The sequence below is a fragment of the Escherichia sp. F1 genome (assembly GCF_046764225.1).
GTDB lineage: Bacteria > Pseudomonadota > Gammaproteobacteria > Enterobacterales > Enterobacteriaceae > Escherichia > Escherichia coli.
The window spans coordinates 4,425,350-4,449,799 of sequence record NZ_CP177202.1 but is presented as its reverse complement, the minus strand read 5'-3'; the positions used below and the strand labels follow the sequence as shown (position 1 = coordinate 4,449,799).

The window sequence follows — 24,450 nt, the reverse complement described above, 5'->3', positions numbered from 1 at the left end:
TCAGGCAATGAGCCTGTACACAGATCCGTGTACAGGCCCTCTCCTGAGGTGGTGGCGATTGATTTTTAGACATTATGGCTGATTATTTTTATGCCTCAGTTTTTCATCCGACGACCGGTTTTTGCTTGGGTCATTGCGCTATTTATCATTTTGAGCGGTGTTTTATCAATACCACGACTGCCAGTAACACAATATCCTTCTGTGGCGCCGCCCAGCATAATTATCTCTGTATCTTATCCTGGTGCCAGCCCGGAGGTAATGAACACATCCGTTATTTCACTTATTGAGCGTGAAATATCCGCTGTTGATAATTTACTGTATTTTGAGTCATCCAGTGATACCACCGGTATGGCATCAATTACGGTCACATTCAAACCAGGTACCGATGTAAAATTAGCCCAGATGGATCTTCAGAACCAGATAAAAACGGTGGAACCCCAACTGCCTCAGGTTGTCCGGCAAAATGGACTCTCTCTTGAGGCAGCAGCCCCCGGCTTTTTGATGATTGTGGGGCTGAAAGCAACCTCCTCCGCTATTCAGGAAGCCGATCTGAGTGATTATTTTGCCAGAAATGTCTCGGATGAACTCCGCCGTGTCCCCGGGGTGGGTAAAGTTCAGCTGTTTGGAGCAGAGAAAGCACTACGTATCTGGCTTGATCCTCAGAAACTACATGGTTTTGGACTTTCTGCCAGCGATGTTCTGACCGCTGTCAGCCAGCAAAATACGGTGGTTTCACCAGGCAGAACAGGAGATGAACCCGCTACAAAAGGACAAATGGTTTCTTATCCTGTTACCGTCAGGGGGCAACTTACTTCTGTAGAGGAGTTCAGTAATATAACCCTTAAATCAAATATTACAGGAGCCCGCCTGAAACTGGCTGATATTGCCCGGGTAGAGTCAGGTCTGCAGAGTTACGCTTTCGGCATACGGGAAAACGGGGTTCCGGCGACTGCTGCTGCGATACAGATGACGCCCGGTGCGAATGCAATCAGTACGGCAGACGGTATACGCACACGCCTTGCTGAACTTTCAGCTGTATTGCCGGAAGGTATGGAATTTACTGTTCCCTTTGACACAGTGCCGTTTGTAAAACTGTCTATCATGAAAGTTGTACAGACTTTTGCCGAGACAATGGTACTGGTGTTCCTTGTTATGCTGCTTTTCCTTCACAACATTCGTTGTACTCTTATTCCAGCCATTGTGGCACTGGTAGCCTTACTGGGGACATTCACGGTTATGCTACTGAGCGGTTATTCCATTAATATTCTGACAATGTTTGGTATGGTTCTTGCCATCGGCATCATTGTTGATGATGCCATTGTTGTTGTCGAGAATGTGGAACGCCTGATGAAAAAAAAGGGTATGTCACCATCTGATGCAACACAGGAAGCCATGCAGGAGATCACGCCAGCGATCATAGGAATTACACTTGTACTCACTGCGGTGTTTATTCCAATGGCATTCGCAAGCGGATCTGTGGGGATCATTTATCGACAATTCTGTATGTCGATGGTTGTGTCTATTTTGTTATCCGCATTTCTGGCACTGACACTGACTCCTGCACTGTGCGCATCTGTACTCCGGTCATACAACCATAAAAACAATCCCGGGAGCAGGTTTCCTGTATGGTTTAATACGCATTTCAGTCGGATAACTGCTTTCTATGAACATAGTCTTGGTTTTGTACTTAAACGCACCGGACGCATGATGATGTTATATACAGCACTGTGTATTGCATTATACGCAGGGTTGTCATCATTACCCTCCTCATTTCTTCCTGAAGAAGATCAGGGGTATTTTATGTCCACCATACAGCTCCCATCTGAAGCCACGACACAACGAACACTTAATGTTGTGAAAAAGTTTGAAAATGAACTATCAATGCGGCCTGCGGTTAAGAGCAACATAATAATCATGGGGTTTGGTTTTTCGGGTTCTGGTCCAAATGCTGCTATGTCCTTCACCACACTGAAAGACTGGAAGGAGCGCAAAGGTATATCCGCCCAGAGTGAAGCTGATCATATTCAGTCAACAATGGAAGGTGTTCCTGATGCAATAACGATGAGCCAGTTACCTCCGGCCATCCCTGATATGGACACATCTTCAGGGTTTACTTATTATCTGCTGGACCGGGGAGGGAAAGGCTATCATGAACTTAAGAAGGTCGCTGATGAACTAATATCACGGGCCAATAATGATACTAAATTGTCTGATGTTTATATTGATGGTTTGCCGGAAGGTGCAAATCTTTCACTCAATGTGGACAGGGAAAAAGCCGAAGCCATGGGAGTCTCGTTTGAAGAAATTAATCAGGCGATTTCCATTACAACAGGCTCGAATTATGTCAATGACTATATAAATAATGGTCGGGTTCAGCAGGTAATTATCCAGTCTGATGCTCCGTACAGGATGCAGCCAGAACAATTATTAAGTATTCCGGTAAGAAACAGAACAGGCCAGATGTTACCATTATCTGCTTTTGTTGATATTTCATGGTCTGTCATGCCACAACAATTAAACCGTTATCAGGGGTATCCGGCACTACGTATTAGCGGAAGTGCAGCCCCTGGAGAGTCAAGTGGTACCGCCATGCAGGAAATGAATGCGCTGGTAAAAACATTGCCTCAGGGCTTTTCGGGTGAATGGGCTGACAGTTCTTTGCAGGAAATTGAATCTGCAGCTCAACTTCCCGGGCTGATGGGACTTTCGATACTCGTCGTGTTTATGGTACTTGCAGCACTCTACGAGAGCTGGTCAATTCCATTTGCGGTAATGCTGGTTGTTCCTCTCGGACTTATCGGGGCTGTGATTGCGGTAAGTATTTCTGGTATGACGAATGATGTTTTCTTCAAAGTGGGGTTAATCACTCTTATAGGTTTATCTGCAAAAAATGCAATTCTGATTATAGAATTTGCCAGACAGTTACGGGCACAGGGGAAGACATTAGCTGGAGCGGCCATAACAGCATCAAAACAACGTCTGCGTCCGATACTTATGACTTCTCTGGCTTTTGCTCTTGGGGTGGTACCCCTGATGCTAGCCAGCGGAGCCAATGACAAAACTCAGCATGCAATAGGCACCGGTATTTTTGGCGGAATGATTAGTGGAACTGTCCTGGCAATATTTTTTGTTCCGGTTTTCTTTATTGTAATCAGTCGTTTTACATTGAGCTTAAAGCGTATGAACCGCCCCGGAAATCCTGGAGACAAAACTCCCTGAGAAAGAGGTAAACAGCAACTGTCTTGAACGTAATAATTATGGAGCAACGTAATGGTAGGACTCATTCCATTCTTCATTCTTTCTGATCATCGCGTTCAGGATGGTCGGCAATTTGCGCATACAGGCAACCAGAGCCATTTTTTTGGTTTTTCCAGCTGCAAGCAGACGCATGTAAAAGGCTTTTATTACCGGATTAAAACGGGTTGCGACAAGCGCGGCCATATACAACGCGGTTCGTACGCCAGACCGACCGCCAAAAATGGTTCGTCGGCCTCGCATGGAACCAGAGTCCCGATTGACTGGAGCAACACCTACAAGCGCACTGATTGCTCGTCGTGAGAGGCTCCCCAGTTCAGGAACCTCGGCCAGCAATGAAGCAACGTAAGCATCCGGTGAACTCATATTGACGCATTTTTCAGGCAAGCCACTGGCAGCGCATACGATTGATCACCGTCTGACGATGGTTGATTTATTTTGTTGCACAGGGACGATCGCCAGGCAGGTACCGGCGGCGGGCTCTGAAGTACTGAGTCGGGTAAATGCGTCAGGTCGTGAAGTACTGACACGGGTATTGGTGGCAGGTAAATGAAGTCCTTCCCCGGGAATGGCTCCAGGCTGATTCAGGTTCTGACTCGCTGTCAGCCCGCGTGGTTGCTGCTCTGGCTCATTTCCTGTCGTCAGGCGTTCAACTCCCGACTGCGGGTTATGGCCCGCTGCACGAACACCTGATGGCAGGTATCACTCACCCGGAGAAGGTAAATCCCTCAAGGGGCAGCAACTCTGCCAGTCGGTCTTCCGGCCACTCCGGTAGACGCGTCAGAACGTCTGTCAGCCAGGCATGCGGCTCCAGACCATTACGTTTTGCCGTTTCCAGAAGGCTCATTATCTGTGCCGCGCGGTTCCCGGCCATCAGTGAACCGGCGAATAACCATGCTTTCCGCCCCATGACCACCGGGCGGATGGCACGCTCGCAGATATTGTTGTCCAGGGGCACAGCTCCGTCCCCCAGGAAGCAGCTCAGTTCATCGTGCCGGTTCAGAATATAGTTAATCGCCTTATTTAATGGGCCCTCAGGCGGACAACACGGCTCCTGCTCTTCAAGCCAGGCAAACAGGTCGTTCACTATCGGCCGGGAATACCGTTGTCGCCACTGCCGTATTTTTTCCACAGGACGCTCGCGGATGAGCTTCTCAATGCGGTAAAGACCGGCGATTTTCCTCAGCGCCATGGCTGCACGGGGCTCCCTGCTGGCCTTGTACAGATTTGCGAAGCCGCGCCTTGCGTGGCTCCAGCAACAGGCAGATGTGATACCAGGGTGATTATCCGCCAGAGATTTGTACACGTTGTACCCGTCACTCACCAGCGTACCGCCATGCCAGCCCTGCAGCCAGGCCTCAGGATATCTGAGAGCCCGTCCGGTCTGCGAGTCAAAACAGACGACCGGCGGACCGCTTCTTTCACCACTGACGTAAGCCCACAGCCAGCCGGAGCAGGATTTACCACCTTTCCGGGTATCAAGGAGCCTCAGGGACGTTTCATCAGCATGAATGACATCCCGTGTCAGAAGCTCGTGGCGTAACAGTTTTGCCAGCGGGGCCAGTGCAGCTCCGGCGACACCAACCATATCCGCCATTGTACTGACGGGAACCGCCACCCCCATTCGGGAGAAGATGTGCTGCTGACGATACAGGGGAAGATGGTCGGTATATTTGCTGATGACCACCTGTGCGATGACCGACGGCTCAACGGCACTTTTCGGAAGGATATGTGCCGGCATTTCTCCGCTGAACACTTTCTCACAGCAGGGACAGCTGTACTGCGGACGGATATAGCGATTGACCACAACCTGTGCGGGGATATATTCCATTTTCTCGCTGACTTCATTGCGAATGAAGCGCAGGGATTCATTACATTCCGGGCAACGTTCTTCATCTGCCGGGATAACCTTTTCAACCCGGGGAAGATGTGAGGGTAAAGGTTTACGAACAGGACGTATTGTTGTTTTTTCTTCGTCCCCGGTCTGAGGAAGCAGTCTGTCCAGATGCGCCGAGATTTCTGCGATATCCGCGTCAACATCCTCTTCGAAGAGGGAACGCTGCATCCCGGCCAGCGATTCGCATTTTTTACCAAAACGCTGCTGGCGTGCGAGCTGCGTATTCCGCTCTATTCGATCACGGATTGGCATCGAAGTCCGATCAGCGATTCGCATCTATTCGATCAACCGGGAACTTAACTTTTTCTACCGCTTTTTAACTCGTTTTTTCGCTGCTTTCCACTGTCGGGGGATTTTTCCTCAGTGACTCTCCCTGAAGGACCACCCGGTGTGAGTTATGTACCAGTCTGTCCAGGATGGCATCTGCTGTTGTTGGGTTCTCCATCAGACCATGCCATTTATCTACCGGGAACTGGCTTACCACTATTGTGCTGCTTTGTCCGTAACGATCCTCTATGAGCTCCAGAAGGTCATTACACTGGGCGTTACTTAACTGTTCCAGCCCCAGATCGTCCAGGATTAGAACCTGTATTTTTTGCAACTGTTTCAGATATTTCAGCCAGCTGCCATCAACACGTCCCTGAGCCAGTTGTTCCAGTAATCGCCCGGTTCTACAGTACCGGACGCTGTGTTTCTGTCGACATGCCTGTTCGCCCAGCGCATTGGCTATCCAGCTCTTGCCACATCCTGTCGGACCGGTTATCAGCAGGTTTTTCCTGTGGATTATGTAGTGGCCGTTCAGCAGTTCCCTCATCTGTTCAGCCCGCAGACCTCTTGAGGCCGGATAACGCAGCCCTTCCGGTGTTGCCTGGTATTTCAGGCCGGCATTTTTTCTCAACCGTGCCACACGGCTGTTTTCCCTGCTCAGAAGCTCGTCATCAACCAGCAGCGTCAGCCTTTCCTCGAACGACAGTTCGTCGTAGGTCTGAGGCGTTTCCCGTTGCCGTATCAGGCTCCCGGCCATCGCCGGGAGTTTCAGTTGGGTCAGTTTGTTTAACAGGTTATCACTCATACTGTTGTTCCTTCTGTCAGTGGTAGTAGCCCGGACCACGCAGGTTTTCATGCTCTGAAGCATATGCCGGATGTTGTTCGCCCTGGCGGGATAACGGAAGCTCCAGGTTCTCCCGATGGTGACGCAGCAGATTGTCGATAAAGCGTCTGTCAGGGGCGTTATAGTACAGGGCAACGTAACAGGCCTTTTCCAGCCGTTCCGGGCCGTATTTTTTCTGAAGCGCCAGCAGCCCCAGGACTGCACGATAAGCCAGTTCCGGATGGGGTTTTGCCTTCAGCATGAATTCAACCCCCCGGCCTGTGGATGGGCCTGTACGTTTTCCCTGCCCGATAAGGCGTTCCTGTGTCCATGTCCCGTGCCGTCAGTGGCGCTCTGGCATGTGAAGCGGATTGGTTGTGTGTTTATATTCATGTGTGCTGCGCGGATGTTGCGCCACACACTGCCCCTTGTGCCAGAGTTGTACCACCGACTGCCCCGCCTTCAGTGACAGACGCTGACCAACCAGTTCGTGTGGAACGAAGTACCAGTGACGGGCATATTCAACGTGGTAGTCAGGGCCAACCTTCACGGCTTTGTATTCCGTGTATTCATAAGGTGCCAGAGGCAGCGGAGAGAGTGCTGGCGCATCCAGTATGCGGAAGTGTTCTGCACGGGTTTGATTGCCGTACCCCTTCATTGGCCGGTTATTCATGTCCGTCAGTAACTCCCGAAGGCGCGCATTCAGCGCCCTGAGCGTGCGGAAGGTTTCATTACGGATGCGGGCAAGAAGCCATCGTTCGACGATGAGGACACCGTTTTCTGCTTTTGGTTTATCTTTAGGTTTGCGTGGTCGGGCCGGGATAATAACCGTGCCATAGTGCTCAGCCAGCGCCTGATAACTGTCGTTGATGACAGGCTCATGGCGAGCGGCCTTTCACTGCGCTTCTGAGATTATCGGGGATGAGCAGCTTCGGTACGCCGCTCAGGAAGGTCAGGCAACGGCTGTGGGCATTTAACCATAACATCATGTCCTAACCTTCGCACGCTTCAACGTAGGTATAGTTGGACGCCCCATTACGGCCACGAAGATTGCCACGCGGCGTATCTCACCGGTGTCTGGATTAATAACAGGAACCGTAGGGCCACAGAAGTCGATAAAGAGCTTTTCGCCAGCACGGTGCTCCTGGTGCATGGAGAGGCGTCGCGTTTTTTCCACTCCCGGTAGCAACGGCAGAAGTGCGAGTATCCCATCGCTTTGTCACCCGCCTGAGCCTTGTATTCCATCCACAACAGTTGCCGCGTTACACCTGGTTTTCTCATTTCCATATCGAAGTACAGCATGTCAGGCATTACAAGCTCTGATGCAGAGGTGTCTTTGGGCGGGAAGATGAGTTTCTCCAGCATGTCATGGGATATATCTGCAGGTAACGGCCATGACAGAGAAGAGGCTTTGAAGCGGGCAAGAACCTCAAAAACGGTTGAGGCGCTGATGTGTAATGTCAGTCCTATACAACGGTTAGTCAGCTTCTTGTCGAACTTGAGCTGAAGGATCTTAAAACAGGTTTCCATAGTGCTCCTGGATTTTCTCTTTTTGGACATTGGCGTCTCCATTGTTTTAAACACGGCAATGAAGACTGTGGTGAAAAGAGTTAATTCCCGGAGTGACTGGCAGGATGCCAATCAATGATCGGAAGCATGCCAAATCGTGATCGATTCAGATGCCATTTTGCAATATCGTTATTGGTAATATAGCTTATAAAAAATCAATAATAAATATATATTATTTTGTTATATATATATATCGTATATTTCTTAAATATTCCTTATGAATATTTGATTAATAATGTTTTTTATTTAAAATGTGTGACAAATTCATTCGTTAAATCCTGTTGTTTATTATTTTTCTGTTTCAATCTATCGCAGGTGCCTGATGGATGCTGTATGTTCTGTGGTTCTGGTTTGCCAGTCTTTCGATTTAATTATCTGTAAGAAGCCTGTATCATTAAAGAAAAATACAGTTTTACTTCTGGATCCAGCATCCAGAAGTAAATTATCTGACAGCCCCTCTCTCGTCAGAACGGTCGAACTTGATCATAAAACAGTATTGTCCTTTCTGAATGACGTGAATAACAGACTGCCTGATATGTTCTGTATTGACAGACAGGGGTATGTCATCGAGGAAGATATTCCGCTGTCGCTGGTTTATTCTCTTTTTGAAGGGATAAGAATTGCAGACGCTTACACGACGTCACTAAGAGAAAAACTCTGTTTGTCCCTGCTTTCTGTATTTCAGGAGCGTACAAGAGTGATTTCTTTCTTACTGACGAATATGAACACATTCTCGTATAAGATTATGGGGATTATTGGCGGGGATTTAGAACGAGCCTGGCATCTTAAAGATATTGCCGGACGCCTCTATGCCAGTGAAAGTCTGATCAAGAAAAGACTGAAGGAGGAGGGAACCTCATTTTCTGAAATATTAAGGGATATGCGTATGGAGTCAGCACGAAAGATGATACTTGAAAATACCCACTCTGTCTCTATGGTTGCACAAAAGTGTGGCTACAACAGTACGTCATATTTCATCTCAGCGTTTAAGGATTATTATGGGATGACACCATTACACTATTATGATAATGCCGTAAGTGAAATGGCTGAAAATAAACAGCAAGACCCCTTATGGGGAATATTCTGATGACTATATGCACATAAAAAAGGGCGTGATAACGCCCTGGACAAATAAAAATATAACAGAAGGTTTTTTGATAAAAAGACAGGTGCCTTTTAATAAGTGACCTGAGGGAGTCACTGTTATTCCGGGATGATTTATCATCCCGGAATATACGTCGGTCTTTACGTCAGAACTGATAGACCAGACCTACCGCAACAATATCATCGGTATTGATGCCGGCATCACGTGTAAACTGGTTGTCTTTCAGCAGGTTGATTTTATAATCCACGTAGGTGGACATATTTTTGTTGAAGTAGTAAGTTGCGCCCACATCAACATACTTCAGGATATCCTGGTTGTCATAATTGCGGCCATTGATGCTTCCCAGTTTTTTCCCTTTGGACTGCAGAAAGGCAAGGGACGGACGCAGACCAAAATCAAACTGATACTGGGCCACCAGTTCAAGGTTCTGGGCTTTGTTTGCCCAGCCCAGGTTGCCGGCAAGTGTGGCATTATATGTCTGGGTGTACTGTGCTGCCAGATAGACGTTATAGGCATCATACTTCAGCCCACCAGTGTATGTTTCCGCACGGTTGCCGGTCCCCATCAGTCCCGTATGGTTCTGATCCCATGTACGCTGGGAACTGGACACCGCACCACCAATACTGAAACCGTCATACTCGTAGGTAATCGAGCCACCAACACCATTACCGTTCTGCCGTAATGCACCACGCCCGTTATTTGTCGTATTTTCACCGCTCACGCCACCGTTTTCGCCCTGATACTGCACTGCAAAATTAAGACCATCGACAAGGCCAAAAAAGTCGGTATTACGGTAGGTGGCAAAACCGTTACCCCGTCCCTGCATGAAGTTATCCGCACTGTAAGTATCACCACCAAACTCCGGCAGCACATCAGTCCAGGAGGTGACGTCATAGACAACACCATAATTACGTCCGTAGTCCAGAGACCCATAATCGGAGAGCTTCAGGCCGGCGAAGGCCAGACGGGTCCAGGCATGGTTTTCATTTTCCGGCGTGTTTGCCTGGATCTGGTACTCCCAGTGACCATATCCCGTCAAATCATCGTTGATCTGGGTTTCACCCTTGATCCCCATACGCATGTAGGATTTGTCACCATTTTCATCCTTATTGCCTGAAAAATAATGGAGCCCGTCCACTTTTCCGTACAGATCAAGTTTATTACCATCTTTATTGTATATTTCAGCTGCCTGTGCGGATACAGCCATCAGGACTGCTGTTGCTACTGCAGAAATTGTCACCGTTAGCTTTTTCATTTTACTGAACCTTTGAAATTGAACTTTTCTTCAGAGAAGATGTCACAGCCCGATAAATAATCGTTAATCAGGAGGGAGGATTTCAAGATCTATTTCATCCTGTTTCGGAAGAAGTTATTTTTTTTGTCCCGGTTCGGATATGATGCAGAGCGGTGTTTTTATCTTATTAAGAATCTTTCTGAGAAAAATATATTGATACCGGTGATATCGTTGATATTTTTTGTCAGCCTCCTGATATGTATGTGGGGGGGATATGTGCAGATAACACAGATAACCAATTCTGAAACATGGTGTCAGATTATTGCAGTCATTCTGACGACTGAATAACATTATTTCTCGCGGAAGTTCTCCCCTTCTGAGACGAAGTGTCCACTGTTTGTTCCGTACATTTGCCAGTTCACCGGAGCTGGCTTTTTTTTGACGGTAACAGGACAAAATATAAAAAATTCTTATTTATAAGACGTCGATGTTGTGTTCTGTTTTCTGCGGGTTAACATGACAGGGCGAAAATCCCGTGAGGAGTATGGGCGTTATTTACAGAGCATCGGCATTTATTGACTTCACCATTACTGACTTTCTGATATTTCTTTTGCATTGCAGACCTGCCGTGGTGCAGGTCTTTTTTTGTGATAGTACAGCCTCATACCTGTATCCATTCGAGCATTTTATAACATCTCTACGTTATTGAATCTCTGTCTGTATATGTAGTGGTCAAGTAATACTGGCCACGGTTTTACAGTAAAAATGGTATCTGTTCTCTGACTCTTCCGGCGTCAGCCCTCCGTTATAATGGTGAGGCCTGACGCTATTGTAATAATTCAGAATATAACTGCTGATTTGCTGCCGGGCCACGTCTTTGCCTGTGTAGCCATCGGTTGGCACCCATTCTGTTTTCAGACTGCGGAAGAAGCGTTCCATTGGACTGTTATCCCAGCAGTTTCCCCGTCGGCTGACACTTTGCTTTATCCTGTAACGCCAGAGAAGTTGTTGATATTTCAGTCCTGTATATTGACTTCCCTGGTCGCTATGGAACATGACGTCCCGCGGCTGACCACGCACCTCATACGCCATCCGCAGGGCACTGCTTATCAGGGCAGTATCGGCATTCGCTGACAGGCTCCAGCCGATAACCCTGCGGGCAAAAAGATCCATGACGACCGCCAGATAGCACCAGCGATTTCCTGCCCAGATATACGTAATATCTCCGCACCATACCCTATCTGGCTCGGGCACAGCGAACTGGCGCTCAAGCAGATTCGGCAGGCAGGTATGTTCCTGACGAGCATTTTTGTACTGATGTTTTCCGGGCTGACAACTGCTCAGGTTCAGATATTTCATCAGACGCCCGGCACGGTAACGGCTCATCGGGACGCCGTTTTGGGTCAGCATTTCAGCCAGCGTGCGCGCCCCCGCAGAGCCCCTACTTTGGTTCCACGCCCGGCGTATTTCGCTGCACAACCTGACTCGCGCCGGATTAACCGTATCGCGTCGTTTTCGCCAGTACCGGTAACTGCTGCGGTGTATTTCCAGAGCAGAACAGAGGCTGACAACTGAGTGGCTGTCACTCAGTCTGGCAACTATCGTGAACCGTTCAGCGAGTCGGACATCAAGAGCGCGGTAGCCTTTTTTAATATCGTATTTTGTTCCTCCAGGCGGCGAACCTGCTTTTCCAGTTCGCGGATACGTTGCTGGTCTGGAGTAATAGGTGTGGCAGAGGGCGCAATCCCCTGACGCTCTCGCCTGAGCTGGCGCACCCAACTCTCAAGCGTGGTAGAACCGACATTCATCGCTTCACTGGCTTGTCGATATGAGTAGCCCTTATCAACAATTAGCTGTGCACATTCCAGCCTGAATTCAGGGGTGAAAGTACGTTTGGTTTTCTTGTTCATTAAGTCACCTGTTTTGTGTTGTGGTGAGGATATCACCTTTAATCAGGTGGCCAAATTTACTGTGCCACTACAATATAAATATCAGTATCATTTATAGTGTTCTCAGGTAACCATGGCTCGCTGATAATAACTGATTCCTGAAAATGAGGAAAAATAATATACGGAATGACGTGCGACAGATAATATTATGTGCGAGTACAGATGTCTGATAAAATGCTTTTATTTGCCAGAGGAGTCAACGCCACGATTTTTGACCGTTAGGGGATGCGGATAGCCCGATTGTGGGTCTACATCCGTGATGTTGACAATGTGACCGTAACGCTGGTTTACAGATGCCCCGGCGGTCTGTTTCGCGTACAGTCCGGACCGGAAAGGTATCCATCCACAAAATCACCTGTCCGGTTACAGCGGTGTGCTTCAGGCTGATGCTTACGGTGGTTACCGGACGTTATACGAATCCGGCAGAATAACGGAAGCCGCGTGTATGGCCTATACCCGGAGAAAAATCCACGATGTGCATGCAAGAGCGCCGAGCGATATCACTGCAACAACCAAACAGAGAAGCTACCAGACTGCCCTGGCAGCATCAGGGACGTGCCGAATGTCACACAGTTTACAGCCACTGGATTAATTTTTAAGATAATATTCTTATAATCATTACCTTACCAGATAAACCGATGGTTCTTACCGCTCAGCCGAATTTACGCCAAGTTTTGAGTTTTTTTTGCAGTGAATAGTTATAATTACGCAAAATGAAACTTTTTGGCTAAAGTATTTTCTTATACTAAAAAAGGAATCCATATGTTACCTTCTGTTGGTTCATTCATTCTTCACTGGATAGAATTAAATCTGGATTCAGGAAAAAACATTAGCGATATGGTATCTTCTACAGGATATTGTCGAAAGACTATAGAAATATGGTTCTTCAGAAAATATGGGTTAACTCTCGGTGACTATTTTTTCCGAAGGCGAATGAGTCGGGCGGCCGTATTATTGAGGTTAACAAAATTGTCCATAACTGAAATCGCTGAATTATTGCATTACAGTAGCAGTCAGAATTTTTCCCGGGCTTATCATCGTTTTACAGGTAAGACGCCTTCAGAATATAGAAAAAGTAAAGATTGGGATATTTCTGTTTTACAGTTCTCCTTTCTATATAATATTGATATTGAAGATATTGATGAATGTGTATTGCCTGAAAGATTTTTAATCGGGAAAACATACCATATAGAGGAGTCTTTTTTTTACAATCCAGATAATGAATCATTCAATGGATTACAGAAATTAATAAAAAAAATCTTCCTTTACGAAGATAAAGACGTTTTTGTTTCGATAAAAATGATTGATACGCCAGAATTATCAAAAGGAAGAAAAGGTGTTTTTAATACAGAGGTTGTTGCTGGTGAATTATCTGACGAAAAACATGATAAAATGTTCAAAATACCCGGAGGTGATTTTTGTCACTGTCATTTTGTAGGGGGGTGGTGTGACTATCATATATATTCTTTTGCGGTTTTCATAAAGCTACTTTCAGATGGAAAATATAAATATACAGGAGGAAATAATTATATTTATTTTCATCATCCAATCAATGCGGATGATGACATAATAAGTTGTGATTTATTTATACCCGTAAACAAAACGTAGAGATTTTTATTATCAGGTATATAGTATGATTCAGAGATTATACCCTGGATATGTTGAAAAGGATCTATTTTGGTTTATTATTGATATTTCAGTTATTCGTAGTGATAAGATGATTAATGCATTGCATGATCACTTGGTTGAAGGATATACAAGAAGTGAGGTTTGCGACAGATATAATGTAAACCCCGGATATCTTTCTGTAAAAATAAAAGAAATCAATATATTGTATGAAAAAATAACAACCTTTTTCACGAAACAGAAAAAATGCTCTTTAGATGCGTGATAAATTATGCTTGTTGTAAGTATTGTTTTTTATTATAATTCTGTTTCTTATTTTTTATTATTGTAATTTAAACTAATTAGTGTCCCTAGAAACTGATGTGGATTAGTCAAACTAATATTACCTGTCATCTTTCTCTTGCAAAAATATTATATTCTGCTGAAAAATGTTGCAGTAATCAGGGGCTCGGCGCCCGGGCGAGATTGTTGATAGATGCCGGTACGCGATTTGTTGTGATGACTGCAGTGAAATTGTCCTTGATCCACATATTCAGACAGTCATTGTATCTTAAGTTGACGTTACCCGCTGACGTCGATATTCCCTTGGTGAGAGATAACCTAACGCACTATGCGGATGTTTTTCATTGTAATGCTCGATTGCCACTGCAAGGTTATGCAATGCCGTTCTTACATTTGGTTTCGGCATGAACGCGATGTAGTTTTCCTGCATCGTTTTCACGAACCATTCTGCCATTTCATTACTCTGAGGGCTAATGACTGCCGTCGTGCAGGGCTCCAGACTCAACTCTCTGGCGAACAGCCCTGTTTCATGAGCCATATAAGCCGAACCGTTATCAGTCAGCCACTGGATTGGCCGTTCCGGTCTATCGCCAAAGCGTTTTTCTATCGCTGGCGCTGACATCGCTCCTGACATGACATCTTGCACCGTTGCTTGGTCATAACCCCCCGTGCTTGCGGCCCAGTCTATGGCTTCACGAGCGCAACAGTCCAGTGCGAACGTGACACACAGTTTTTCGCCATTATCACAACCGAACTCGAAGCCATCGGAACACCAACGCTGGTCGCTTTCCTTCACCGATATTCGGCCTTTATGTTCCCGCTGCGGTCGTGAAGGTTTGTCATGTAACAACAACAGGTTATTCTCGCCCATTATCCGATAAACGCGCTTTGCATTCACGAACGGCAGTCCTTCGTTACGGGATTGCCGTCTGGGAATGGCCCAGATACGACGATATCCATATGTCGGCATATCGCTGATGATATCAAGGATGCGTGCTAACACTACCGCATCCGCAGCCTCATCACATCTGCGACGACGTTTATTCGGCTTATTACCAGATGTTTTCATCCGTTGTGCCAGTTGCGCACGCGACACGTCCAGAATACGGTTTACCTGGGTTCTTCCTTGTCCGAAGGTAACAAGGGCGCATGCGCTATCCATTTTCGCGATTGCGCGTACTCCACCGCTTCTTTGAGGATCTCAACTTCCATAGTTTTTTTACCCAGAAAGCGCTGTAACTCTTTTATTTGTTTTATAGCGGCAGCCAGTTCTGAGGCAGGAACAACCTGCTCTCGGGCAGCAACAGCAGTGAGACTTCCTTCCAGATATTGTTTTTTCCACTTAAACAACAGGCTGGGTTGAATACCATGCAAACGCGCCACATGGGACACCGTCATGCCAGGCTCCATTGTCTGCTGAATAATGGCAATTTTTGCCTGAGGATTTTTACGTTTACGAAGCTTCTGCCCCAGCAAAGTTCCAGTCATCTCAAAATTAGAACTAGTATTAGACATATATCCAAGCCAAACTCTTATTTTAAGATACATCCACTGTCTGGCGTTTCACGGGGCCGGCCCAGTGTATGGCGCTGCCTGTTTCAGGAAAGGGTCTCCATCACATCACTATATTTCCCCTTCTTTTTCAAATGCTGAGCCTGAGAAGTATTCATGTTAAACCGTATAGCGATTTTTGTCGTTTGGCATGGCATGTTTATATCTTGAATCTATCTTTTCTTAATCCTTAACTGTAGCTGCAATACCTTTTTATTGATTCTGTATTTATTACTAAATTATAAATTGCTTTACAATGAAATAGTGTGGTGAGTTATTTTGTGGTTTGTGAAAAGAATTGTATTGATTTATTTCCAGATGTTTACAAATGTATGTATTTGGGTTCGTTTTAGTTGCTGTGGTTAATATTTCCCATGATTTTAATTTTATATATTTTCTAAATAATAGAAATTGTTTTTTGATGAATATCTATTCTTAATGAAAAACAAAATATAGTTTTTTATTCTGGTGTTTTTTGTTATATTGGTTTTTTATTCTGTGAATTTGTTTTATGTGTTTGTTTTGTTCTGTTTTCGATTGTTTTTTTGGTTTTTCTCTCTAATTAATGTGTTAATTGTGTTTTTGAATAATATGAAGTTGTGGTTTTTCATGTTGTTTTGTCGTGATAATCTCTGTAAAAAATGTGGCAGTAGTTGTATGAATATATTTGCTTATCTGGATTCATATCGCCTTTCTTGTCTTGTTGTATTTGTGGAGTAGCATAATGGACAGTGATGGTCTGTATTTTCGCAAAAAGTATGATCGCGCTTTGTTGCCTGGAAAAATGCCGGAGAATCAGTTCTGGTTATTGGTTGAAATATCCCCGCTTCACAGTAAGAAAGTTATTGGCGCGTTGAGGGATTTTCTGGTTCTGGGTTATACCCGAAGGGAGGCCTGTGAACGACATGAGGTTTCTCAGGGGTATTTTTCAGGTGCACTAGGGCGTTTTCAGTGCACTCATCAGACGGTAAGTAGTTTGATTCCCTTTTATATACCAGAAGCCAGTATTCCATATGCGGGATGACATTTGCATGGAAATTTTTCGTTTTCAGTACATATGCTTCTGGTGGGGGGGAACTATATAGGTTTTGGTAATCAGGAACAGTTAGATGCAGGATGCGTTCTCCTCCGCGGTGTTGGTGGTATTCGCGTGGATGGCTCGACGGAGGATACACTGATTGATTATCGCGGACGTCTGACACAGGGCAGCCATACAGAATTATCTGGTGGATTTAGCAATCAGGAGGCACTTTCGTTTTTGTGCACAGCCGCTGTTTTCGGCGAACGTGAAGACGGGAAATACATGGAGCACTGACCTTTGTGGTCACGTATCAGTAACGGAGAAAAGGATTGTGTGTGCAGGAAAGAAGGCAGTCGCAGAGCCGGTTTCGTCCGGTTTTTTCCGTCAGGCCGTACTTGTACTTGCCGTGGCAGTTGTTTTCGCCAGTGCCACAGGTGTTGCAAAAAAATTAGATACGTCCTTTATCTGAGGAGGTTGCAAAATTTCTGTTAATTAAAAAATATTTTTCTCATTCTGGTTATCTCATTTCTCACTATATAAATAGTGATATGGATTATGAATAGATACGCTATAACGATACGTATTGACCGGATGTCTTATCGAAATCGATAAATCTTTCTTGCGCGTAAACTACAAACTAACTCCTGCGCGAGGCTGCAAGTAATTCAGAGAACATTCATCTTCAATGACTAATGTCATGAGTGTTCTCATCTCTGCCATTAAAGAAAATGGCAGAATTGTGTGGTGGGGGGTGCTCATCTCAAGAAAGGTGCTTCAGTTATATTGTTAGGGTACTCATCGAGTTCTTTAATGCTTATATGTTTTGAAAGTGAAAATATGTCAATGCTGAGGAATGCATTTTTTATCCTTCCGCCTGACACGCCAACGCAGGCCGGACCTGAAAATATCTTTTATGACTTTAATGATGGCGCTCGTGTATTGCTTCCTGAAGGGAAATGGCACGTACGTCTGCTGGATGCGGATTCAAAAAATATTCTTTTCTGCTGCGATGTGGATAAAGGCTGGGTGACCAGTAGTAAGAAATATTTCGTGCGCTTTCGTATTCAGGTATTCCGTCAGGGGGAAGAAACGCCCCTGCTGGATGAAACCCTGAAATTAAAAGACCGACCGGTATTGATTTCATTCCCGACCGGGACGCTGGGCGATTTGCTCGGCTGGTTCCCTTATGCCGAACGTTTCCAGACTCTGCATAAGTGCCAACTGGAGTGCACGCTGGCACAGGACATTATCGACCTGCTGGCACCTCAGTATCCGCAAATACAGTTTTCCACGCCGGATAAACCGCGCACGGTGGCGCCTTATGCCACCTATCGCGTGGGACTCTATTTCGGTGGTGATACAAATAACCAACCTATAGATTTTCGCAAAGTCGGTTTCCACCGTTCTGCGGGATACATTCTGGGTGTTGACCCGCGAGAAGCTCCCGTCCGGCTAGACCTGTCTGCACCCAGGGTTATTCAGGAGCCTTATGTGTGCATCGCCACGCAGTCCACTTGTCAGGCGAAATACTGGAACAACGGCACCGGCTGGAGTGAAGTTGTCGCTTACCTAAAATCGCTAGGTTACCGGGTGCTGTGCATTGACCGTGATGCCCATTATGGTCAGGGCTTTGTCTGGAATCACATCCCGTGGGGTGCAGAGGACTTTACCGGCAAGCTCCCGCTGCAGGAGCGGGTGAACCTGCTGCGGCATGCCAGCTTCTTTATTGGCCTGCCCAGCGGCCTGTCATGGCTGGCATGGGCTACCGGTATTCCAGTTGTGCTGATAAGCGGTTTTAGCCTGCCCAACAGTGAGTTTTACACTCCGTGGCGTGTATTTAACCCCCATGGCTGCAATGGATGCTGGGACGACACGTCGCTGAATTTTGACCATAAAGATTTTTTGTGGTGCCCCAGACATAAAAACACCGACCGGCAATTTGAATGTACCCGGCTGATAACCGGCACCCAGGTTAATGGTGTCATCAATAAACTTCACCGTCTTTTTAGTGAGCAGAGTGTTGAGAGCGCTCTAGAAAATGGAGTAAGCAATGAATAAGGTTTATAACACTGTCTGGAACGAATCCACTGGTATGTGGGTCGTTACCTCAGAACTGACCCGTAAAGATGGACGGCGTCCCCGACAAATCAGGTGTACCGCGCTGGCGGGGCTCATTGCTGGCCTACTTTTGCCGTCATCGCCTGCTCTGGCGGCAGATTACAGCGATCAGGTGCTGGGGAACGGAGGTACAAGCTCCTCCATGTCTCTGGGGGCAGGCGACACGGCGACAAATACCACCCTTAACAGCGCTGGATATCAGTATGTCTCCAGCGGAGGCAGTGCCATGAGTACTACTATTAACAGCGCTGGTTACCAGCATATCTTCAGTGGTGGTAGCGCCACGAATACTGCTATTAACAGCGGTGGGGGCCAGTATGTCTCCAGTGGTGGTAGCGCCGCGAACACTACTCTTAACAGTGGTGGGAGTCAGAAGGTCTATAGCGGTGGCATTGCCACGAACACTACAGTTAATCGCGGAGGGTATCAGCAAATCTACAGTGGTGGCAGTGCTACGGATACTGCTATTAACAGTGGTGGTTACCAGCATATCTACAGTGGTGGTAATGCCATTAGTACTACTATTTACAGTGATGGGCGCCAGAATGTCTCCAGCGGAGGCAGTGCTACAAGCACAATGATTGACAACGGAGGATACCAGTATATCTACAGGGATGGCAGTGCAACTGACACAACCATTAATAGTGGTGGACGTCAGCATGTTTACGTCGACGGTAATATCACCAAAACAACTATTACAAGCGGTGGCATGCTGCAGGTGGAGGCTGGTGGCTCAGCCTCTTTGGTTACCCAAAACAGCGGTGGCGCTGTTGTCACCAATACTAGTGCAGTCCTGAATGGCACCAACGATAAAGGCAATTTCAGTATTGCTGGCGGCAGTGCAGTTAATATGCTTCTGGAGAATGGCGGCTCTCTCAGTGTACTCAACGGACATCAGGCAACAGATACCACCGTTAACAGCAATGGTTTGCTGCATGTATCCAGCGGCGGTAGTGTCACTGGCACCATCGTTAATAACGGTGGCCGCGAGAATATCAATTCAGGCGGCAGTGCCACGAGCACTACCCTTAACAGTGGTGGTATCCAGGCTGTCTCCAGCGGCGGTGTTGCTACGAGCACCCTCGTTAACAACGGAGGGAGCCAATATGTCTACAGCGGCGGCAATGCGTTGAACGCCTCTGTTAATGACGGTGGGCGTCAGTTTGTCTCCAAAGGCGGTATCGCCATTGCTACTTCTATTAATAGCGGCGGTCGCCAGTATGTCCGTATCGGCGGCAGTGCCACGGACACCGTAATTAACAATACTGGGCGCCAGTTTATCTCCAGCGGCGGCAGTACCACTAACACTACAATTAACTCCGGTGGTGGGCAGTATCTCTACGGCGGAAGTGCCACGGTCACCTCTATTAGCAACGGCGGACGCCAGTACGTCTCCAGTGGTGGTAGCGCCACTGACACAACCGTTTACAGTGGTGGACGTCAGCATGTTTATATCGACGGAAATATCACAGAAACGACTATTACAAGCGGCGGCATGCTACAGGTGGAGGCCGGTGGCTCAGCCTCTAAGGTTACCCAGAACAGTGGTGGGGCTGTCGTCACCAATACCAGTGCAGTCCTGAGCGGTACCAACGATAAAGGTACCTTCAGTATTGCTGGCGGCAGTGCAACCAATATGCTGCTGGAGAACGGCGGGTACCTGACAGTGTTTGACGGTCACCAGGCCAGCGATACAACTGTTGGCAGTGACGGTACGCTGGATGTCCGCAGCGGCGGTGTGCTCTACGGCACCACCACCCTGCTGGATAAAAGTATACTGGCCGGTGATGTGGTCACAAATGAAGGGAACCTGTATTTCCTCAACAACAGTGCTGCGACCTTCGCAGGTACTTTGACGGGTACCGGCACCCTGACACAGGAAGGCGGGAGCACCCGCTTCAGTGGTCTGTTGTCTCAGGACGGCGGGATTGTCCTTAAGAGTGGCGCTGCCATGACGATGGATGCCCTTCAGGCTAAGGCTAATGTGACGACACAGTCAGGCACCACCCTGACGCTGGATAACGGGAGCATCCTGACGGGGAACGTGGCGGGAGACAACACCGGCGCAGGTGATATGGCGGTTAAAGGTGCGTCTGTCTGGCATCTCGATGGTGACTCCACTGTCGGCGCATTAACGCTGGATAACGGGACCGTTGATTTCCGTCCGTCAGTAACCACGCGTCTGACGCCAGCCTTCCAGGCGGTGTCGCTGGCGCTCGGGAGCCTGTCGGGTAGCGGGACGTTCCGGATGAACACGGATATTGCATCACATATCGGAGATATGCTGAATGTCGCGGGCAATGCCAGTGGTAACTTTGTGCTGGATATCAAAAACACCGGCCTGGAGCCAGTATCTGCTGGTGCGCCGCTTCAGGTGGTGCAGACAGGTGGCGGTGATGCCGCATTTACCCTGAAAGGCGGGAAAGTCGATGCCGGTACCTGGGAATACGGCCTGAGCAAGGAAAATACCAACTGGTATCTGAAGGTTGATACTCCGCCGACTAACCCGGATGCAGGTAACCCAGGTACAGGTAACCCAGGTACAGGTAACCCTGACGCAGGTAAGCCAGATGCAGGTACATCGTCGTCTCCGGTGCGTCGCACAACAAAATCGGCCGACGCAGTACTGGGCATGGCGACAGCACCGGCATACGTCTTCAACAGCGAGCTGGATAATCTGCGTTTCCGTCATGGTGATGTGATGCAGAATACCCGTGCACCAGGGGGCGTATGGGGCCGTTATACCGGGTCAGACAACCGCATTAGCGGCGGGGCCAGCTCGGGCTATACCCTGACCCAGAACGGTTTCGAAACCGGCGCCGATATGGTCTTTGACCTGAGTGACAGCAGTTTAGCGGTAGGTACTTTCTTCTCTTACAGCGACAACAGCATTAAACATGCCCGTGGAGGAAAGAGTAACGTTGACAGCACTGGTGGTGGTCTGTACGCGACCTGGTTTGATAATGACGGCTACTACGTGGACGGTGTGCTGAAATACAACCGCTTTAATAATGAGCTGCGTACCTGGATGAGTGACGGCACGGCGGTGAAGGGCGATTACAGCCAGAACGGTTTCGGCGGTAGCCTCGAAGCGGGCAGAACCTTCAGTCTGAATGAGAATGCATGGGCGCAGCCATACGTGCGGGCAACGGCATTCAGGGCGGATGCGAAAGATATCAGCCTGAATAACGGTATGAAAGCCAATATCGGTGCGACCAAATCTCTGCAGGCTGAGGCTGGTGTGAATCTGGGTATGGATCTTGACGTTGCTGGCAAGACGGTTAAGCCTTACTTTAAGGCCGCGGTCAGCCATGAGTTTTCGGATAACAACAAGGTGCAGATTAACAATCGTTATGACTTCAGTAATGATATCTCCGGGACGATTGGGAAATATGGGCTGGGTGTCAATATTCAGTTGGCAGCTAACGCAGGGATATGGGCTGAAGCCTTTTATCAGAAAGGAGAAAATATTGAATCACCAATAACTGGTAGTGCTGGTTTCCGTATCAACTTCTAATAAATAGGCTGGGAGACGTATTAGATTTTTGAGGCGAATCCCAGCCTGCTTCGAGTAAAGACTGATGAAACATAATTTTGTTAGGAATGTTAATGTATGGGAAACAAAGAAAATATCCATTATATAAAGCATTATCTCAAAGAGCATGATTTTATTGTTCATATCTGGATATATACTCCTCTGACAAAAGTTGAGTTAGATGTGTTTGAGTTGATTTTGAAAGGATATAACATTACTTCTATAGCTCGACATAGAATTCGTAGCACCAAAACAGTTTCATCTCAAAAACATCAAGTATACAAGAAGCTTGGTATTCGTAGTGATATTACATTTTGGATAGATATAATTTTGTCTTCTCGGATAAGAATCGTATTTTGCAGGGATGGGAAAATTATTGATACAGAGAATGAGTTATTAAGAATCATTTGATGAACAATGATTGTGACACTTTCAATGGACATTACAAAGTACAATGTTTATTGAGGAGTTATTAAGTTTTCAACCCAAATGCAGTAGCCTAATTAGTCGGTGTAAACCGATTATAATCTATTATTGTGTATATCACAGAAATATGTATGCATGATATGCTCATATGTTTGATAAGAAAAACATTTGCTCATGGAGGCGTTCGAACACTATAACGAATGGTATCCGCATAGTGCACTGGGTTATCGCTCACCGAGGGGATATCTGCGGCAGCGTAAGTGATAACAGGTGTCTGGAAATATAGGGGCAAATCCAGGAGAACGGTTCGTGTCACTTTCACCGAACCGTTTATAAATTACCTTCACTGATCTCCTTCGGTCAACGGAGATTGTATTTTCCTCATTGATTCACCTTTAAGTTTTAACCTGATACTGTCATGAAGCAGTCGATGCGGGCTGGCATAATAAAATAGCCCAGGCAAATCGTCCGAACCCCGAAAGACGCTTGCTGAGTAGGATCATTCATTGAAAGATCATGTCTTATCACAGCACACAGTTTCCTTGATCGATACCGTATATCACTTCACGGAAGCGGTTATCGTGATGTTCACAGTACATGGGGTCGGATACATATTGGATACACCAAGTGTAAATGATGATTCATTGATATCTTTAGGGACTGACGTTGCCACGTCCCCATTGATGTAAACGGACACGTCCTTGGGTGAAATGGATTGTACAGATACACTGTATGTATAGTTATGTTGCTGATTTGCATGTATGGTAACTTCCTGTGTACAGATTTCCTTCACTGGACAGGTCATGTGGTTTAAGTAATTAATTGTGTGTGTGAGTCTTTGGCTTAAATCGTGTTTCCCTAGGAGCGTTATGGTAAAGTCGCGCCCAGTAGAAGGATCTGTTGTTTTAAACGTTGTTTTTTGCGTAGCAATCTGCCCGGATGAGATTGGAATCCACCCCTCGAGCTGCTCTAGATATAGAAAAGTATCTTTCGGCGTTCCATACACCCCATTCTTTCCTGATGATTCAGGTGTCACAACCCATAAAGGCTTATTGTTCATTCGAGGGTTAAATAATATATACCCTGTAGTGTCTGTTTTTTCTACGTCCACTTCCAGCGGCGTGGCGTCTGTAGAGTGAGCCAGATACACACCCTCCATCCATATCGGTGCGCCAGTATTACTCATGGGGGTAACCTTCCAGCGATATCCGCCGTTTTCGGGTATGTAGACTACGGGTATGTAGGTCTTATCGATTGAGCGATAAGCTCCCTGAGCAGAGCCAGAGCCCCCGATTATAGGTCCTCTACCATCGGTTATGACAGAGAGCGACATAGTTCCGGCATAGGCCTCTGACGATATTGATTCTGCGTGTCCGAACAGTGGGTGTGTTAGTGTCAGTAATACTGATGCATAAATACACAGACGTTTGTAGTCAATCATGAAATTCTCGCAATATATTAATTAAGACAAAGCAATCTTTATCTGCCGTTCTGCCCAAAATATCCACCATGCTTCATACTCTTGTACCCGTTGACTGATAGTCTCTTCAGATAGCCCTTGCCTGTGGACCCGTTCTTCAAGCTACAACCGACGAGCACGATGGTTCTCTTTCGCACAAGGTGCCATTCCTATAGGCTCCACTGCATCAAACCACACGCCCAGCCAGTCAAATCCGCGCTCAGTATTACCGACCTGTGTTTTGGGGGCATATAAAGCCTATGCCCTCAAAGTAATCATGCGGTCGTCTGACTTACGGAATTTTCTGCCTGGCCGGTATAACTGGCTCCGTAA

General features: G+C 46.9%; 14 protein-coding genes and 6 pseudogenes. 12 read left to right on the top strand and 8 right to left on the bottom strand.

Annotation, left to right across the window (positions count from 1 at the left end):
- Positions 1-90 precede the first annotated feature (90 nt).
- On the top strand, positions 91-3,219 hold the full coding sequence (locus ACK8NJ_RS21335) for a multidrug efflux RND transporter permease subunit (protein WP_411961930.1): 3,129 nt from the start codon (positions 91-93) through the stop codon (positions 3,217-3,219).
- A 36-nt stretch (positions 3,220-3,255) separates the two neighbouring features.
- Here the strand turns inward: ACK8NJ_RS21335 and ACK8NJ_RS21330 are convergent.
- A pseudogene (locus ACK8NJ_RS21330) lies at positions 3,256-3,597 on the bottom strand (transposase); the annotation flags it as partial.
- A gap of 25 nt (positions 3,598-3,622) precedes the next feature.
- On the opposite strand from ACK8NJ_RS21330, the gene ACK8NJ_RS21325 reads away from it, so the two are divergent.
- Positions 3,623-3,808 carry a hypothetical protein gene (locus tag ACK8NJ_RS21325; RefSeq protein WP_411961929.1) on the top strand — a complete coding sequence of 62 codons (186 nt, stop codon included), beginning with the start codon at positions 3,623-3,625 and terminating at the stop codon, positions 3,806-3,808.
- Positions 3,809-3,961: 153 nt separating this feature from the next.
- On the opposite strand, the pseudogene tnpC reads toward ACK8NJ_RS21325, so the two are convergent.
- From tnpC to istA, 3 genes and pseudogenes are all read right to left on the bottom strand, one after another.
- A pseudogene (tnpC, locus tag ACK8NJ_RS21320) lies at positions 3,962-5,368 on the bottom strand (IS66 family transposase); the annotation flags it as partial.
- A gap of 100 nt (positions 5,369-5,468) precedes the next feature.
- Positions 5,469-6,224 (bottom strand): IS21-like element ISSso4 family helper ATPase IstB, encoded by a 756-nt coding sequence (gene istB / locus ACK8NJ_RS21315; RefSeq protein ID WP_411961928.1) that lies wholly within the window; start codon positions 6,222-6,224, stop codon positions 5,469-5,471.
- Positions 6,225-6,240: 16 nt separating this feature from the next.
- Positions 6,241-7,772, bottom strand: a pseudogene (gene istA, locus ACK8NJ_RS21310) (IS21 family transposase).
- 361 nt (positions 7,773-8,133) lie between these two features.
- Here istA and ACK8NJ_RS21305 point away from each other — a divergent pair.
- Positions 8,134-8,898, top strand: coding sequence for a helix-turn-helix domain-containing protein (locus ACK8NJ_RS21305; protein WP_053272498.1), 765 nt, complete (start codon positions 8,134-8,136; stop codon positions 8,896-8,898).
- A gap of 163 nt (positions 8,899-9,061) precedes the next feature.
- Here the strand turns inward: ACK8NJ_RS21305 and ACK8NJ_RS21300 are convergent, their stop codons facing one another.
- Both ACK8NJ_RS21300 and ACK8NJ_RS21295 read right to left on the bottom strand, forming a co-directional pair.
- Positions 9,062-10,171, bottom strand: coding sequence for a porin OmpC (locus ACK8NJ_RS21300; protein ID WP_053272497.1), 1,110 nt, complete (start codon positions 10,169-10,171; stop codon positions 9,062-9,064).
- 711 nt (positions 10,172-10,882) lie between these two features.
- Positions 10,883-12,096, bottom strand: a protein-coding gene (locus ACK8NJ_RS21295; protein WP_085949589.1) for an IS3-like element ISEc31 family transposase whose coding sequence is annotated in 2 segments (ribosomal slippage) — positions 10,883-11,802 and positions 11,802-12,096 — 1,215 coding nt in all. Because the reading frame shifts where the segments join, the coding sequence is not laid out codon by codon here.
- 231 nt (positions 12,097-12,327) lie between these two features.
- On the opposite strand from ACK8NJ_RS21295, the pseudogene ACK8NJ_RS21290 reads away from it, so the two are divergent.
- The 3 genes and pseudogenes from ACK8NJ_RS21290 to ACK8NJ_RS21280 form a co-directional block, all read left to right on the top strand.
- Positions 12,328-12,622: pseudogene (locus ACK8NJ_RS21290) on the top strand (IS66 family transposase); the annotation flags it as partial.
- A gap of 239 nt (positions 12,623-12,861) precedes the next feature.
- Complete coding sequence (locus ACK8NJ_RS21285; RefSeq protein WP_411961927.1) at positions 12,862-13,707, top strand: helix-turn-helix transcriptional regulator; 846 nt, start codon at positions 12,862-12,864, stop codon at positions 13,705-13,707.
- Between the two features lie 25 nt (positions 13,708-13,732).
- Positions 13,733-13,990 (top strand): PapB/FocB family fimbrial expression transcriptional regulator, encoded by a 258-nt coding sequence (locus ACK8NJ_RS21280; RefSeq protein ID WP_053272496.1) that lies wholly within the window; start codon positions 13,733-13,735, stop codon positions 13,988-13,990.
- Between the two features lie 285 nt (positions 13,991-14,275).
- Here ACK8NJ_RS21280 and ACK8NJ_RS21275 read toward each other — a convergent pair.
- A protein-coding gene (locus tag ACK8NJ_RS21275) for an IS3 family transposase (protein WP_411962559.1) occupies positions 14,276-15,495 on the bottom strand; the annotation gives its coding sequence in 2 pieces (ribosomal slippage) (positions 14,276-15,174 and positions 15,174-15,495; 1,221 coding nt in all).
- A gap of 787 nt (positions 15,496-16,282) precedes the next feature.
- Here ACK8NJ_RS21275 and ACK8NJ_RS21270 point away from each other — a divergent pair.
- The 6 genes and pseudogenes from ACK8NJ_RS21270 to ACK8NJ_RS21245 form a co-directional block, all read left to right on the top strand.
- Complete coding sequence (locus ACK8NJ_RS21270; RefSeq protein WP_053272493.1) at positions 16,283-16,582, top strand: adhesin biosynthesis transcription regulatory family protein; 300 nt, start codon at positions 16,283-16,285, stop codon at positions 16,580-16,582.
- Between the two features lie 57 nt (positions 16,583-16,639).
- A pseudogene (locus ACK8NJ_RS21265) lies at positions 16,640-16,896 on the top strand (fimbrial protein); the annotation flags it as partial.
- 520 nt (positions 16,897-17,416) lie between these two features.
- Positions 17,417-18,637 carry an autotransporter strand-loop-strand O-heptosyltransferase gene (locus ACK8NJ_RS21260; RefSeq protein ID WP_032178264.1) on the top strand — a complete coding sequence of 407 codons (1,221 nt, stop codon included), beginning with the start codon at positions 17,417-17,419 and terminating at the stop codon, positions 18,635-18,637.
- Positions 18,630-22,214 carry an autotransporter outer membrane beta-barrel domain-containing protein gene (locus ACK8NJ_RS21255; RefSeq protein ID WP_411961926.1) on the top strand — a complete coding sequence of 1,195 codons (3,585 nt, stop codon included), beginning with the start codon at positions 18,630-18,632 and terminating at the stop codon, positions 22,212-22,214. The genes ACK8NJ_RS21260 and ACK8NJ_RS21255 overlap by 8 nt, the downstream gene beginning before the upstream one ends.
- 96 nt (positions 22,215-22,310) lie before the next feature.
- Entirely contained in the window at positions 22,311-22,643 is a 333-nt protein-coding gene (locus tag ACK8NJ_RS21250; RefSeq protein ID WP_053272791.1) for a helix-turn-helix domain-containing protein, read from the top strand.
- A gap of 186 nt (positions 22,644-22,829) precedes the next feature.
- A pseudogene (locus ACK8NJ_RS21245) lies at positions 22,830-22,944 on the top strand (integrase core domain-containing protein); the annotation flags it as partial.
- A gap of 273 nt (positions 22,945-23,217) precedes the next feature.
- Here ACK8NJ_RS21245 and ACK8NJ_RS21240 read toward each other — a convergent pair.
- On the bottom strand, positions 23,218-24,099 hold the full coding sequence (locus ACK8NJ_RS21240) for a hypothetical protein (RefSeq protein ID WP_411961925.1): 882 nt from the start codon (positions 24,097-24,099) through the stop codon (positions 23,218-23,220).
- Between the last annotated feature and the right edge of the window lie 351 nt (positions 24,100-24,450).